Annotated in this window: 15 protein-coding genes and 1 pseudogene; 1 reads left to right on the top strand and 15 read right to left on the bottom strand. The window is 62.2% G+C overall.

Annotated elements, in window-relative coordinates; translation table 11 throughout:
- Positions 1-127: 127 nt before the first annotated feature.
- The 14 genes and pseudogenes from K5L94_RS00390 to K5L94_RS00330 form a co-directional block, all read right to left on the bottom strand.
- On the bottom strand, positions 128-2,254 hold the full coding sequence (locus K5L94_RS00390; protein ID WP_053448420.1) for a peptidase domain-containing ABC transporter: 2,127 nt from the start codon (positions 2,252-2,254) through the stop codon (positions 128-130).
- A gap of 54 nt (positions 2,255-2,308) precedes the next feature.
- A complete protein-coding gene (locus K5L94_RS00385) occupies positions 2,309-3,292 on the bottom strand; it encodes a hypothetical protein (protein ID WP_180878570.1) in 984 nt (327 codons plus the stop codon).
- A gap of 181 nt (positions 3,293-3,473) precedes the next feature.
- Positions 3,474-4,469 carry a prolyl hydroxylase family protein gene (locus K5L94_RS00380; protein ID WP_053448419.1) on the bottom strand — a complete coding sequence of 332 codons (996 nt, stop codon included), beginning with the start codon at positions 4,467-4,469 and terminating at the stop codon, positions 3,474-3,476.
- 83 nt (positions 4,470-4,552) lie between these two features.
- Positions 4,553-4,726 (bottom strand): hypothetical protein, encoded by a 174-nt coding sequence (locus tag K5L94_RS00375; protein WP_154582884.1) that lies wholly within the window; start codon positions 4,724-4,726, stop codon positions 4,553-4,555.
- Between the two features lie 92 nt (positions 4,727-4,818).
- Positions 4,819-5,862 carry an MvdC/MvdD family ATP grasp protein gene (locus K5L94_RS00370; protein ID WP_274511559.1) on the bottom strand — a complete coding sequence of 348 codons (1,044 nt, stop codon included), beginning with the start codon at positions 5,860-5,862 and terminating at the stop codon, positions 4,819-4,821.
- Positions 5,859-6,446, bottom strand: coding sequence for a hypothetical protein (locus K5L94_RS00365; RefSeq protein WP_154582886.1), 588 nt, complete (start codon positions 6,444-6,446; stop codon positions 5,859-5,861). Before K5L94_RS00365 ends, K5L94_RS00370 begins: the two co-directional genes overlap by 4 nt.
- Positions 6,443-7,042 (bottom strand): DUF6817 domain-containing protein, encoded by a 600-nt coding sequence (locus K5L94_RS00360; RefSeq protein WP_274511558.1) that lies wholly within the window; start codon positions 7,040-7,042, stop codon positions 6,443-6,445. The genes K5L94_RS00365 and K5L94_RS00360 overlap by 4 nt, the downstream gene beginning before the upstream one ends.
- Positions 7,039-7,647, bottom strand: a complete 609-nt coding sequence (locus K5L94_RS00355; RefSeq protein WP_141401631.1) for a 2OG-Fe(II) oxygenase — start codon at positions 7,645-7,647, stop codon at positions 7,039-7,041. Before K5L94_RS00355 ends, K5L94_RS00360 begins: the two co-directional genes overlap by 4 nt.
- Before the next feature lie 69 nt (positions 7,648-7,716).
- On the bottom strand, positions 7,717-8,979 hold the full coding sequence (locus K5L94_RS00350) for an HlyD family secretion protein (protein ID WP_053448414.1): 1,263 nt from the start codon (positions 8,977-8,979) through the stop codon (positions 7,717-7,719).
- A gap of 383 nt (positions 8,980-9,362) precedes the next feature.
- A complete protein-coding gene (locus tag K5L94_RS00345) occupies positions 9,363-9,557 on the bottom strand; it encodes a hypothetical protein (RefSeq protein ID WP_053448413.1) in 195 nt (64 codons plus the stop codon).
- A 34-nt stretch (positions 9,558-9,591) separates the two neighbouring features.
- Positions 9,592-9,690, bottom strand: a pseudogene (locus K5L94_RS21950) (DUF6624 domain-containing protein); the annotation flags it as partial.
- Positions 9,677-10,519: a hypothetical protein gene (locus tag K5L94_RS00340; protein WP_148564908.1), complete on the bottom strand. Its 843-nt coding sequence runs from the start codon at positions 10,517-10,519 to the stop codon at positions 9,677-9,679. The gene K5L94_RS00340 and the pseudogene K5L94_RS21950, both read right to left, overlap by 14 nt.
- 93 nt (positions 10,520-10,612) lie before the next feature.
- The gene (locus K5L94_RS00335; protein ID WP_053448411.1) at positions 10,613-11,026 is read right to left on the bottom strand and encodes a DUF7684 family protein; all 414 of its coding nucleotides are present in this window, start codon (positions 11,024-11,026) and stop codon (positions 10,613-10,615) included.
- A 68-nt stretch (positions 11,027-11,094) separates the two neighbouring features.
- Entirely contained in the window at positions 11,095-12,201 is a 1,107-nt protein-coding gene (locus tag K5L94_RS00330; protein ID WP_274511552.1) for an SDR family oxidoreductase, read from the bottom strand.
- Positions 12,202-12,397: 196 nt separating this feature from the next.
- Between K5L94_RS00330 and K5L94_RS00325 the strand changes: the two genes are divergently transcribed.
- Positions 12,398-12,706 carry a hypothetical protein gene (locus K5L94_RS00325; RefSeq protein WP_053448409.1) on the top strand — a complete coding sequence of 103 codons (309 nt, stop codon included), beginning with the start codon at positions 12,398-12,400 and terminating at the stop codon, positions 12,704-12,706.
- A gap of 33 nt (positions 12,707-12,739) precedes the next feature.
- Here the strand turns inward: K5L94_RS00325 and K5L94_RS00320 are convergent, their stop codons facing one another.
- Positions 12,740-13,792 carry a DNA topoisomerase IB gene (locus K5L94_RS00320; RefSeq protein WP_053448408.1) on the bottom strand — a complete coding sequence of 351 codons (1,053 nt, stop codon included), beginning with the start codon at positions 13,790-13,792 and terminating at the stop codon, positions 12,740-12,742.
- Positions 13,793-13,861: the final 69 nt, after the last annotated feature.

Here is a 13,861-nt window from a genome sequence, read left to right as displayed (position 1 = left end):
GTCACTGTCAGCGTGACGACAACTGTAGTCAACCCCCCGGAAGTCATGGTCCGACGAACGGTAGCGACGCGACGCTGATGCAAGCCAAATCCAGCATCAAGGGATAACGGGATCCAAAGCCACGTGCTCAGTGGCTCTCCGGTACCTGTCCGGATGATTGCGCAGCCTTCAGCCTGAGATTGCTCGCTCGCACTCGGGTCGCCAGCACGACGTCGGCGTTTTCAACCACCATCACCCGATCTGCCCGCTCTATTGTCTCGGGGCGATGGGCGACAATGATCCGCGTCAGACGAAGTCTATCGACAGCATCATTTACCAGACGCTCATTGGCGACATCAAGATGGCTTGTCGCTTCGTCCAGAAACAGAACGCTGGGCTCACGGTAAAGCGCCCTGGCAAGAATAAGCCGCTGCTTCTGCCCGCCGGACAATGTGCTTCCCATGTCGCCTATCAGGCTGTGATAGCCCATGGGCATGCCCATTACATCGTCATGGATCGCCGCCAGCCGCGCCGCGTGCTCCACACGCTCCTGTTCGGCAGCTCCCTGAAAGAAGGATATGTTCTCTGCAATGCTGCCGGCGAAAAGCTGGTCATCCTGCATTACCGCGCCGATGGCTTCACGCAGGCGCCGAGCGCCAGCGCCGCGCAGCGTCTGTCCACCAATGCGGATACTTCCCTCCGTAGGCTCAAGAAGACCGAGCATGAGCTTCATGAGCGTTGTCTTGCCGCATCCTGATCCACCGATGAGCGCCAACGATTCCCCTGGCTTCACAACAAAACTGCAGTTGCGGAATATCCAGGGCTCACCGTTGCCATAGCGGAAGGAAAGATTCTCAACCTCCACGCCCATCTCACCGGGCAAGGCCGGGGCGATTCCCTCTCCGCAATCCTCGGGCTCGGACAGTACGATGTCCGACAGACGTTCACCATGCAGGCGCAGCATCCGGAACTCAACCCACTTGTCGACGAGATTGCCGACACGCTGCGAAAACTGCTCCCGGTATGCGAGGTAAGCGATCAGCATGCCGACGGTGAACACATTTGACATCGCAAGCAACGCACCGATCCAGATCACGGCGATCCGCTCAATGCCGAACACCAGCTGGTTGATGCTCGTAAAGCCCAGGCCCATCTGGGCCAACCTCAACTCTTCGTTGACGGTGTCAACCATCAGATTCTCGTGGGCAGCACGCCGCTGCGGCTCCTGACCCGCTACCTTCAGGCTCTGTATACCGCGGAGTGACTCGAGCAGATGCGTCTGCTGCCGGGCACCGACCATCAGCTGCTGCTCGGTCCGATTACGGAACTCACGGTAGGACAGAGATCGGGCACCCGCATAGACGGCCACGGCACACAGCGTCACCATCGCCAGTTCCCATGAGTAGATGAGCATCAGCGCGAAGGTCATGATCGCCATGAGACCGTCAATGATGCCCTCCACGAAACTGGTGGTGATGACCGTCCTGATCTCACGGATGGAGCCAAGGCGTGAGGTGATGTCACCAAGGTGACGTTTCTCGAAGAATGCCAACGGCAGACGCATCAGGTGGGCGAAAATATTGTTCGTCCACTGCAATCCGAAATGCGTGGAAAGATAGACCACAGACCAGCCACGCAGCAGGTTGATTGCAACCTGCAGAAGCAGGGCGATGCCAAATCCAATCCCGAGGACGGTGAGCATGTCACGATCCGCCGAGACAAGTGCCTGATCCACCACCCATTGCAGCAGGAATGGCGCCAGCACGACGAAAACCTGCAACGCCAGCGACAGAATCAGAACCTGGGCCAACGAGCGCCACATGCCGCGCACCGCGCCAGTCAATTGCTGCAGGCTGATCGCCGGTGCGCGCTTCACGGGCTTGAGCTCGGCCGTCGGTGTCAGCTCCAGCACAACTCCGGTAAAGTGCTCCGATGCCTCGCGGTAGCTGAGTTTCCGCTCACCGACGGCGGGATCACAAATGACGATCCCTGATGCACGCACCGTTTTCAGAACCACGAAATGGTTCATGTCCCAGTGCAGTATGCACGGAGTCGTCAGCTTCCCCAGTTCTTCGAGTTCGACTCGAATCGCGCGCGCCGAAAAGCCAATCTGCTGGGAGATCTGAACCAGCCGATCCAGACGCAGCCCTTTCAGCGAAAGATTAAACCGCTGGCGCAGCACGGCCAGCCCACCGTGCTGGCCATGGTGGTCAGCCACCATCGCCAATGCGGCCAACCCGCATTCGGCGCTTTCAGACTGCAGGATGACCTTCATGTGCGCAGCCGCTTGGATTGCCGGGAAAGGGGCATGACGGACGACACGATCACGTCAGCTGTCACTGTCGCGGTGCCCAGGGCGCTCAGGCTCCATCGGCGCATCTCCGGAAATCCGGAAGAGCGTCAGTCGTCCCTTGGTCACACCAGCATCGCCGCGCGCCTCGATGTCCGAGAACGAGACCAGGACAGACCCATCCGGCATTCGATGCGCGGAAGGAGCGAATGGATTGTAGGCAAGCCGTTCCGTCAGGAGCTGCTCGGGACCTGCCCTGCCCTGCACATCCACTGCGCGCCTGTACAGATCGAAACTGACGGGAAACCGCGCTGAGGCGCCCTTGTAGGAAGGGTAGACATAGTAGATGTCCACGCCGCCGTCCTGTCGAGGCAGCGCGAACCCGTCGTGGACATCCGGCTTGTTCGGAGACTTTGCTGGCGAAAGCTCCACAGGGCCGGACCAGGTTCTGCAGTCGGGGCTGACGCTATACAGCGTTGTCATGTAGCCACCTTCGGGCGCCTTCTGATAACTCATGAAGCAGCCATGCTGGCCCAGCGGCACCACGCGCGGATACGCCACGGGTGTCGATGCCGCCCCCTGAAACTCCGATGGTGATCGGGCATTGCGCATCGACATCCAGCGAGGACCGGTTCCCATTCCACGGAATGTCAGATAGAGATCGCCTTCTGCCTGCACCCATCGAGGTGCCTGGACCAGCTGGGTCAGTCCCGGGACATCCGGCAGCCGCTGTGGCGCCCCAAACCCCTGCGGCGTGGCCCGCGCGCGCCAAAGCGTGATATTGCTGAAATCAGCGTCACTGCCTGCAAAGTAGAGCCACGCATCGTTATCGATGTGAACGAGCACCGGAGCATCCTCCAGCACTGAACCAAACGACAGCGGCTCAGGCTGGTCCATGAGGCGACCATCAGAGGACCGGATCTGCATCAGCCGTGATGAGTCCATGTCGCCGCGGAGATACTGCGCATACACCACTTTGAATCCGCCGGCGGGCGCACTCAGTACCGCGATCTGCCGATCCACGCCGTTAGACACTGGAGACCGCCAGGTGCCCGCGGGGCCGACAGGCAGTTCCGTGGCCTTCGGAAGCACCATTGGCTTCGATGACACTGGATGTTGCGCAACCGGAGGCAGGCTTGGAGCAGCATCGGCCAAGGCGGGGGCGACGGCTGCATGGAACAGAAAGAAGACCGCGATCAGGCATCTAATTGGCATCTGAACACCAGATATTGCAGGCATACTTGCTCCCGCGGGTCACCGGTTGGCCCGCATGCAGCGCACCCGGATTGACGCTTCGCTGTTGTCGGCCACGGTTACGGAACATGAGCAGGGCGCCACGAAGAGGGCGCACACTCAGGTCGAAGGCAGGAAAGAGGGTTTCCCCGCCTTCGAACCCATCGTTGAGGTACGCAAGAAGTGTCCATGCGCGCGTGGACTGATCTGGCAGTCCTGCATCCAGGGGAACATCATAGTGTGGGGCGAACTTCTGTCCCATCTCATACCTGACGCACTGGATCGGCTCGAACAACGTGCTCGCACAGCCAAGCAGCTCCGCCGCGCGATCGGTGATGCGGGCACACAGGTCCCCCGAGCAGGCCGCCGATTCACTTGTGCGGCCGCTGGACATGACCTCACTCTGCAAGCTGCCATCCGCACTGACCATGCTCTTGCGGAACGCAGGTGACGCGCTGGCCATGAGTTCCTCGCATTCGTCCACCGTCATGAAATCCTGGATGAGTTGAATCTCAAGATCTGAAAGCAGCGCTGCGTCCCTACCTACGCGGCAAGGCCCACGGACAGCAGCCTCAAGGGTGAGAGCTACGCCTGTCCAGCGCTTGGAAAACGAACTCAGGCCGTCCAACTGCCATCCCAGGCGGCCGCTGTAGTAGACGATCGCATGATCGTCGATGCGGCTCACTACGACGAACTCCTGGCGTGTACCGGACCGCACTTGGGCCAGGGCGGGAAATCGCAGTTGTGCCAATCCGCCGAGGTCGGTGCGAACCGCGACACTGACGATGCCCAGATCACCAAGGATGCCTGCAGCTCGCTGCAGGGAGAAAGTTTCCGTGTACCTGCGGGGTGCGCCCAGCAGCGCGACGTCAGAAGACTGCACTGAGCACCCCGCGAGCCGAGCGGCAACGTCGATGATTGCCAGGTGCGGGCAATGGCCCTTCAGGATGGAATGCTCCAGCTGCATTGCGCTTCAGCTCCGTTCTCCGGAAAAGCGAGGCCGCGACGCCCACCTTGACGGCCAGGCATCGCAGCACTCGCCGTATTCAGTTACTCAAGGACCGGATGCGTGGTTCCGTTGTCACTGGCCGGCGTCGTCTTCACCGGCGGGAGCGTCGGAATTCCATCGCCATCGCCGCCGCCTACCTGCTCCATTTCTTCCTGGGAAAGAATGTGACCAAGCACGCGCGACTCCAGATCCTTCTTGATATCTTCGTTCTTCATGCCATTTTCTCCTCGATTTTCGACAACAGGAGTGTTGTCGGTGGATCACGCCAGGCGCCTGACGCAATGGGTTGACGTCCCACCTGCCGGGGTCAGGACGTAATCACTGAAGTGCTCTCGATGAATTCCGAATAGGAGATCCGGCGATGCGCATGTCCCATGTCGTATCGCCACTGCAGCGACGGTGCACGGATGAACTCACAGAACATGTCGAGCATCGGCAATCCAGGGCACCACTGTTCGACGAAAAGGAACTGTCCGGCCTGATTGATCTCAAGGAAGATCCAGCGCCCATCGTCCGTAACGAGAAAATCGAACCCCGCCGCCACGAGGCCGAGCGCTTCCATCAGACGATGGCAGCGTTGCTGCAGGTCGAGCGGGACATCCACCACTTCGCAGGTGTCAATCGTGCCCTGGCTGCGCCGCCAGTCGAGACTGCCATCTGTCGGCTGCTCGATACGGATCGCAGCGCACTGGCGGCCGAAAAACTGCGCCCTGACTTCGAAAGCATATTCCACGCGGGCCTGATAGATGCCTGGGGCGGCGCGCAGCAGTGAATCCGCCGGGAGATCTGCTTCGCTGACCTTGGCGGTGTAGGTCGCGCGTCGAGCAGAATCGGACTTCCAGACATGGCCGCGTAGCGGCTTGTAAACGCACTCCGCGTGTTGGGCAAGGAAACCTCGGACATCCTCAGGTGAGCCGCTTATCAACGTGGCCGGAAGCTGGAAGCCAAGCTCGGCCGCGTGCTTCAGCTGATGGATCTTGTTTTCGGCCCGGACAAGGGCATCCAATGGATTCACTGCCGGGACAAGCTCCAGGGATCGATACAACCCCTCGCGCATCAGTTGCGATTCGCCTCGGGCGAACACCTCATCCTCTGGTTGAACGCCAGCGTTCTGCAGCGCCTCAAACGGGCGGCGATGCCACACTGCCGACAGCTGATCAAGGGCTACGGTTTCTCCGTCGATCGCGAGCGTGGCACCACTTTGCGCAGCCCCTACGCGGATGCTGAAGGCCGTTGTCTGGCAGAACCTGTCGCTCGCCAGATGAAACACGGTCGTTCCTTTGCGCCGCAAGCCCCAAACGACGGCCTTGGCGTGTGTATCGTGCGTTCCAGCATTGATGAGAACAGTCATGCTACTGATCGCCTCGTCGGTCCGAGAAATTTCCGTCCATCGAACCGGTTCGCTGCATGCGGCCCGTCTGCATCGACGTAATGCAGGAAGAGCTGGAGCCAGGTTCCCACTGGCAGGCATTCGCGCCAGTGGGGCAGCTCACGTCCGGAGAACAGGAGCCCATCACCTGGAGCCAGGTCGAACGCCTGCACACCCTCCTGGGTCTCAATCATGATCGGCCAGGGCGCCCGTGTACCTTCGCTGCCAACGGTCAAGGTCAGCGTGTATTCGCAGGATGTGCGGTCAGTGTGTCTGCGCAGCCTCGATTCAGGCGTGTAGAAGCGCAGGAACGAGTAAGTGGCATGCAGCCGCTTTCCTACACAGTCTTCCACCTCAGGCAACAGTTTGGCCAGCAGCACCTCGCCCATGGCGTCGGCATATCGCCCCAGCGACGCGGTTTCTGTTTCCAGCTCATAGTACTTCGGCATGCGCGCATAGCTCTTCGCATACTGGAAGTAGAGATCCATCACTTCTGCCGCCACCAGCTGCTCAAGCCGCGCAAAACGGTCAACTGCAAATTTCCGACGGATGGATGAAGCGTTCAATGGAGTTCCTCCGCTGTCGGCCTGCCAGGGGCGGCGGGCGCCTTTCCACCCGCCGCGTACCCAGCAAGGAGCGAGCGCAGGCCAACGCTCAGCGGAAGGTCTGGATATGCGCTCACCCATGCGGACAGTCGCTTCAGGAACTGCTCGCCGCATCCCTGCTCGATGAGGTTGGCGGATTCGATCTCAAGCAACGCCGCACAGACATCCACGCCCGCACTGAAGCTTTCGCCGCTTGTTCTGTGGCGAATGATGCCGGTACCCAGCGCTTCGAGGAACGCACCGGGCCGATCACTGACGCAGAACAGATACACCAAATGCTCGGCACGTTCGCCCAGCATCCGACCCACCAGCGGCCGATCACTCCACCCAAGACGCTTGAATCCGAACACGTTCGTTCCGTAGATGCTGTGGAACATGCCAGCGATGCATACCGCCTCGTCGCATCCCCACTCCCGCAGAATGCGGCCCGTTCCTTCCAGATGATCCTTCAGCGTTCGCCCCGAGTGCGGCACCTGGTCAGCGCGCAGGAGTGACAGGTACTCCTGCAGCATCTGCAGGGAGGGCCGCTCCGGCATGTTGGCGACGGGCAAGGTCATTGTGCAAGCTGGGTCTTGAACACGACGGTGATGCGCAGCTCGGGACAGTCCCGGCTGGGTGAACGTGCAACGTGTGGCGTGGCGCCCCGGAACACCACCAGGCGCCCAGGTCGCGGGTAGACAGCATGGGTGATGTCACCCGTCTCCGGCACCACGAAAGCTGTCTCGCCCGACCAGTTGGGATGCCAGATTCCGTGGGCGTAGTAGACGACAGTGAAGTAATTTTCCTTGTCTGCATTGTCTGTATGAACATAGCCCTCCACGCCGTAGGTATGGGCATTGGCGTACACACGAAGGGGTTCATGGCCGGCCAGCACCGTCTGCGACAGGCACTCCCACAGCTCGTGGATCGGTCGTGCAGCTTCGTTTGCAGCAAGTTCGGCCAGGCACCCCTGACGGCTTTCCTTGTCGCCTCCGGCAAAATGCGCATGCCAGAAGCTGAAGCGGTCTTCAGACTTGACCGACTTCCATCCATACGCCCAGATGGGTTTACGGACCAGTCGCAGGATGTCGCGCCGAAGTTCGTCTGGTACCAGGTCATCGACAACATCGACATCGCCCAGATCCGGTACGCTCCCAAGCCTTTCCCGCTGCTCTAGTTCCATCGCTGCTTCCTCTGCGTGTCCGCCCGTTCGGTTTCAACGGCAGGACGGGTTGAGTGGAGGTGACCTTCTCTAGAAGATCCGTTTGCTTCGTGCGACCAGTGGCGCAAAGATCCATTCGGCCAAGCTGCTGCGCTCGCCAAGGATGTCAGCTTCAAGTGTCATGCCGGGCTTGAGTCGCTCGATGCGACCGTAAGCGTCCATCTCCTGACTGGAGAGTGCGACGGTGACCCTGTACATCGGTTCGCCTTGGATCGTCGAGCCGGGCATCAGCATTTCCAGCTCTGTCCCAGTAAGCGCGCTGCGGCTGACGCGCTGCACTGTTCCCTCATGGTGACCGAATTTCTGATAGGGGTACGCCTGGTAACGCAGCAGTACGCGATCGCCGGGATCAATGAAGCCGATGACACGACTGGGCACCAGCAGGCCAGCTTCCAGACGGCCGTCTTGCGGCAGGATACTCAGCAGAGGTTGGCCCATGGTCACCGACTGGCCCGGCTTCAGCACCTGCGTGACAACCGTTCCATCCACCGGCGCGGTAAGCACCAGCTCACCTCGTGCGAGCAGCTCGACGTGTTCCTGTTCAAGTTGGGCCAATGCGCCCCGCAGACCGGCTCTGGTGGCTTCACGCTTTTGCGGCAGCGAGCGCATGGCCTCCTGCAACTGCGCTATGAGTCGTTGTGTTGTGATTGCCTGGCGCTGCAGGGCCTGCACACTGGCATGCTGTTCAAGCGCCAGTGTCTGCTGCTGCTTGATCTGCAGTTCGCTTACGTAACTGCCTTCTCGCAGTCTCTCCAGCCGCGAGAGTGTCTCTTCGGCCAGTACGACCTGCCTGCTTCTTGTCTGGATTTCCTCCTTGAACTGCGCCAGCTCGCGTTGCGCCGCAGCCACCTGCGCAATGAGACCGTCACTTTGTGCATCGAGCTGGGATTGATCCGCAGCCTGCACATCCTTCAATCCCTGGACCCGCTCGCGGATGCGCTTCTCCAATGCGGCGGAGGTATCACCTTCGCCAACCGTTGCCCTTGGCACGGTGAGCACGGCAACCACCTGACCTGCACGCACATTCTCTCCCTCACTGACCTTGAGAAGAGAGACGACACCGCTTGCGGGTGCCATGACAGTGGACATGCCTTCGACAGGGACAAGCTGTCCCATGGCCCGGGCACGCTTTGTATAACTGCCAAGTGCAATGAAGAGAATGACGGAAACAGCTGAGCAGGCAGCGAAGGCGGTAAACAGCCAAAGCGGAATCGGCTGCACCATGTTGATGCGGCCCAGCCAACGATTTCCCTTCGCCTGCATCACTTCCCTGCGAAAAAGATGTCGTGACATCGGGGCATCCTTTCCCGTTGCGTTGGGCCTTTTTATCGATCATCGAGCGCATCACGTCAACACTTGAGTGAAGGCAATTGCGACATCGATAACCTCGTCACATTTCGCGTGTTCATGAAAATGATCCAATGCATTCACTCCTTCTGTGTGTGAATTTGCGGATTCCGCGTGTCCGCGCGATCACGTTCTCCACATCAAAAGTGCGCATTGCGCTGCGAGTATTTCGCAACAGCGCCCTGAACATCTGCAAGCAAGCAGGCGCGCCCGGCCGCCACCTCCAGCCACATATCTGCCAAGGAATCCCCTCGAAACTTCAATTCGATGCTGCAGATCAACTGGATACTTCAACACTGGAAGCCCAGGATGTTGGCGCAACATTTCAATCAAGGACGACTGGCGTTGGCACTATCGAGCATCGCCTGATAAGGGCCAAGCGCCATCTGCGATCGACGCTTGTCCAGACCGTCAAGATCGGACGTAGGTTGCAGCACGTACACGCCGTTCTGAAGGGTCATCTGCGTGCCGTGCAGTTGCGGCTCGCCTTCTGCCAGGGGAAACCCGGTCAGCCAGCATTGCATACTGGCGTCGCGACATGCCGCGTGACTCCATCAATGGTTTGGCCAGCTCCAACGCACGCCTCTGGAACGCTGGATCCTCATCCGCGTGCTGGACCAGGAGGAAGGCCCTCGAGACACCATCAATGCCCGCCATGTCCCGCGTCGGAAAGCCTACGCCTTCGAATACCTGCTTGATCCTTCACAGGCCGATCGGAGGCAGCGATCTCCTCCTTGAGCAGCTCGACCTTTGCTGAAACGCCCTTGCTGCGGGCAGCGCTCAGCGCTGCCCGCAAGGATTGATCGGGCTGGATCAGCTCACCGAGCAGCGTCCGGATGTCGGGCCAGGTGTACGTCGCCGGTGGCTGTGACAAGGTCACTTCGTAATCGATGCCGCCCGAGGCCAGGTCCTCCTCCAGGCTGGGCAGACCGTAGAAGTCACGGAAGAACAGCAGGGAGCCCAACGAGGCTACTGGCGGATCAACCGTAGCCACATCATCGAGCCGCTGCTGCAGGGTGCCGTACAGTTGGCTGGAATTGTGGGAAGCATGGATGCGATCCGCAAGCCGTGCATGGATTGCAGGACGGATGTCATCGCCGACTTGCTGATCAAGAACGCGAAGCATGTACTTCTGGAACTCGCAATCCAGGCCAGAGCGCTCCAGCAGCTTGCCGGCCGCATCAATCAGGGCTGGCCCCGAGGTGCGATAGGTGGGCCAGCCCTGCTCGACCAGCACCGCCTTGAATGCATCCAGTTCATCGCGAAGCAGCATTCGGCCATCAGAGTTTCTCTGGAGCTCCAGTATCTGGTCGCATGAGTGCTCCGGGTAAGGGCTTTTTCCATCAAGGCCGATGTCAAAAGTGCTTGCTTCCATGCAGAAGGGTGCGAAAGCCAGCAGTAGCGCAGGGACACTGGCCAAGCGACTGAAGGGTCTGCCGAGGCTGATCATCGTGCAGGGAGTGCGAACTCCGTTGTGATCTTCCATGTGGCGTTTCTGCCCGGTGGGCCGAGTATGCAGCTCCCACGCGCCAACCGCAGCGGTTCATTCCGCGCATCGCCGATCTTTACGCATCTGCCTTTACGCATCTGCTGCAACAGCGCCCTGAACACCTGCAAGCACGCGCGCCCGGTCGGCCACCCCAGCAACATGCAACACCCGAGTGTGCGGCAGCTCCAGCGTAGAGTGCTGGGCAATGGCGCAGAACGCCGACACCTCCGCCAGGGTGTCGCGATCATGCCAGGTGGTCATCACGAAGTCGGCGCACTCGACCTCCGGCGATGCCATGTCCACCGCATCATCCCAACCGCTGCACTCGATGCCCCAGGCCATCATGTAGCGGCAACCCCTGCGCACCAGCCAATCGCTCATCGGCGCCTGCCAGTCCGCCTCCACGGCGGCTTCGACAGCAACAATGGCCCGGCAAGGGGAGCAGGCCCGTTCGGGCGGTGTGGCGCCCGGCGGCAGCCACAGGTATTCAGCGGTGCCGTCCATGCCCACCCCATCCTCTGTTCGCATGCGCCGAGGATAGCTGCCGGCCAGCGGCCGGCACCGCCGCCGCGTCAGCCGCGCGGACCGCCCATCACCGGCAGGATCACCCCGCTGATGTAGCTGGCGCAGGCCGGTGAGGCCAGGAACACATAGGCCGGCGACAGTTCTTCGGGCTGTGCAGGCCGGCCCATGTCACTGTCCTTGCCGAACGCCGCCACGTCCTCCGCCGTCTTGTCAGCCGGATTCAGCGGCGTCCACACCGGCCCCGGCGCCACGCAGTTGACCCGGATGCCACGTGGCAGCAGCTGGCTGGCCAGCGCCTTGGTGAAGGCATGGATCGCGCCCTTGGTGGCCGAGTAGTCGATCAGCGCCTTGCTGCCGAAGATTCCCGTTTCCGATCCTGTGTTGATGATGCTGGCACCCTCGCCCAGGTGCGGCAGCACCGCGCGCGCCATCTGGATGTAACCGCCGATGTTGGTCTGCAGGGTTTCCTGCAGATGCGCGTCTTCCAGGTCTTCCAGGCGCTCGCAATGCAGCTGGAACGCGGCGTTGTTGACCAGGATGTCGATGCCGCCGAACGCCTTGGCCACCTGCTTGACCGCCTTGTTGCAGAAGCGCGGATCGCGCACGTCACCGGCGATCACCACGCAGCGACCGCCTTCGCGCTCCACGTGCTGGCGGGTGATGTCCGCGTCCTCGGCCTCGTCCAAATGCAGTACCGCCACATCGGCGCCTTCGCGTGCGAACAGTACTGCCACCGCACGGCCGATACCAGAATCGCCACCGGTGATGATCGCGCGCATGCCCTGCAGCTTGCCGCTGCCGGCGTAGTCCGGTGCAAGGAAACGCGGCGCCAGCTCCAGTTCGTGTTCATGCCCAGGCTTGGCCAGCTGCTGCGCCGGCATCGCCTCCGGTTGCCGGCGCGCACCGGCCTGGGTCGCGGTCTTCTTCGTTGCTTTTTTTGCCGCGCGCACGTCCTTGGCCTTCTCCTGGTCCTGCAGGCGCCGCTGCCGGGCCGCGACGCGCGCTGCGCGCGGATCACCGGCGGCGGCCTTGCGGGTGGCGGTCTTCACCACGCGCGGGCGATCGGAATCGGCGACGGTCTGGCTTGCGGTGCTGCCCTTGCGCACCTTGGGCGAGGCTTTGCGGCGGGCGGGGGTCTTCTTGATGGTGGCCATGCAGGGTCTCCTCGGGAGGGAAAGGGGCTGCCGGCCAGCGGCCGGCACTACCGGGGGCGGCGCATGCCGCTCCTGCAGTGTCTCCACCCCTGCTTTCGGCAGCAGTGAATACGCCGTGTCCACGATGTGCACGGTATTCATTCCGCCACTACGTGCGCCGCCGCAGGCTGCACGCAACCACACAAGGAACGCCTCCATGAAACATGCAATCGCCACCGCCACCATCTGCTTCGCCCTCGCCGCCTGCAGCAGCGCGCCCATGGCCCAGGTGCAGCCGATCGACGGCGTGATTTCCGGCCAGTGCCACAGCGACATGGTGCGCGGTGCGCTGGGCCTGGCCGCTTCGGACGCCACCGTTGCGCGTGCACGCGTGGACAGCGACAGCCTGCACGTGCGGGTGCTGCGCCACGACGGTCCGCGGGTGCCGCCGGCCAGCGAAGGCGGTGACCGCCTGACCATCGAGAAGGGCCGCACCAACAACATCACCGCGATCTACTGCGGATAACAGCCGTCGAGCGAGCTCGACGCTACCGAGGGTTCAGGCGCTGCGGTTGGCCAACCGCCGCGCCCGGCGCAGCACCTTCAGCGTTGCCTGCTCCCACTGGCGCGGGCCGCGCAGGCCGGCCAGCTTGGCCAGTTCGCCGCGTTCCCAGCCGGCGAACACGCACGGGTCGATATAGGCCTTGCGGCACACCGCCGGCGTGTTGCCCAGCAACGCCGCCACCTCGCACACCACCGCCCGTTGTGCCTGGGCCAGCGCGCGCTGGCTGGCCGGTTCCGGCAGCTCGGTGGCGGCGAAGGTCTGCACCGCCGCCACGGTGCCGCCCCAGGTGCGGAAATCCTTGGCGGTGAAGTCCTCGCCCATCACCTCGCGCAGGTAGTCGTTCACTGCGCCGGAATCCACCGGCTGCAGCGCACCGTCGTCATCGCGGTACTGGAACAGCGCCTGCCCCGGCAGCTGCTGCAGGCGCCGCACCAACAGGCCCAGCCTGCGGTCGCCCACGGTCACCTCCTGCAGCTGCCCGGACTTGCCGCGGAAGCGCATGCGCACCCGCCCGCCACGCAGCAGCTCCAGATGGCGGTTGCGTAGTGTGGTCAGTCCGAACGAGCGGTTCTGTTGTGCGTAGGTTTCATTGCCGACCCGCACCAGGGTGTCGGCCAGCAGCGCCACCACCATCGCCAGCACCTTTTCCCTGGGGAAACCCGGCCGCTTGAGATCGCGCGACAACCGCCGCCTCAGCGAGGGCAAGGCCTCGCCAAAGGCGATGATGCGGTCGAACTTGCCGGCGTCACGCTCCTTCGCCCAATCGGCGTGGTATCGGTACTGCTTGCGCCCACGCGCATCGCGACCGGTAGCCTGAAGGTGGCCGTTGGCGTGCGCGCAGATCCACACGGCGGTGTAGGCCGGCGGGATGGCCAGCGCGCGGATGCGGTGCAGGGTGGCGGCATCGCGCACTGCATGGCCGTCGGCGTCGCGGTAGCTGAATCCCGTGCCGGCGCGGCGGCGGCTGATGCCGGGCTGGGTGTCATCGACATAGCGCAGGCCGGCAGCACGTGCCGCCTGGCGCTCGGGTGTGGAGGGCGTTGGCATGCCTGCAGTGTCGCGGCTGCGATGCCGCGATCCTGTCGATAACGCAAGACAAACACGTGAGGGTCGGTT

The organism is Stenotrophomonas forensis (assembly GCF_028752115.1).
In the GTDB taxonomy this organism is placed as follows: Bacteria; Pseudomonadota; Gammaproteobacteria; order Xanthomonadales; family Xanthomonadaceae; genus Stenotrophomonas; species Stenotrophomonas forensis.
The sequence above is the reverse complement of the archived record's forward strand: the minus strand, read 5'-3'. Positions and strand labels throughout refer to the sequence as shown.

Coding starts and splice junctions, on each gene's coding strand:
- K5L94_RS00390 (WP_053448420.1), bottom strand. CDS start 2,254: ATGAAGGTCATCCTGCAGTCTGAAAGCGCCGAATGCGGGTTGGCCGCA.
- K5L94_RS00380 (WP_053448419.1), bottom strand. CDS start 4,469: ATGCAGCTGGAGCATTCCATCCTGAAGGGCCATTGCCCGCACCTGGCA.
- K5L94_RS00375 (WP_154582884.1), bottom strand. CDS start 4,726: ATGAAGAACGAAGATATCAAGAAGGATCTGGAGTCGCGCGTGCTTGGT.
- K5L94_RS00370 (WP_274511559.1), bottom strand. CDS start 5,862: ATGACTGTTCTCATCAATGCTGGAACGCACGATACACACGCCAAGGCC.
- K5L94_RS00360 (WP_274511558.1), bottom strand. CDS start 7,042: ATGACCTTGCCCGTCGCCAACATGCCGGAGCGGCCCTCCCTGCAGATG.
- K5L94_RS00355 (WP_141401631.1), bottom strand. CDS start 7,647: ATGGAACTAGAGCAGCGGGAAAGGCTTGGGAGCGTACCGGATCTGGGC.
- K5L94_RS00350 (WP_053448414.1), bottom strand. CDS start 8,979: ATGTCACGACATCTTTTTCGCAGGGAAGTGATGCAGGCGAAGGGAAAT.
- K5L94_RS00345 (WP_053448413.1), bottom strand. CDS start 9,557: ATGCAATGCTGGCTGACCGGGTTTCCCCTGGCAGAAGGCGAGCCGCAA.
- K5L94_RS00340 (WP_148564908.1), bottom strand. CDS start 10,519: ATGGAAGATCACAACGGAGTTCGCACTCCCTGCACGATGATCAGCCTC.
- K5L94_RS00335 (WP_053448411.1), bottom strand. CDS start 11,026: ATGGACGGCACCGCTGAATACCTGTGGCTGCCGCCGGGCGCCACACCG.
- K5L94_RS00330 (WP_274511552.1), bottom strand. CDS start 12,201: ATGGCCACCATCAAGAAGACCCCCGCCCGCCGCAAAGCCTCGCCCAAG.
- K5L94_RS00325 (WP_053448409.1), top strand. CDS start 12,398: ATGAAACATGCAATCGCCACCGCCACCATCTGCTTCGCCCTCGCCGCC.
- K5L94_RS00320 (WP_053448408.1), bottom strand. CDS start 13,792: ATGCCAACGCCCTCCACACCCGAGCGCCAGGCGGCACGTGCTGCCGGC.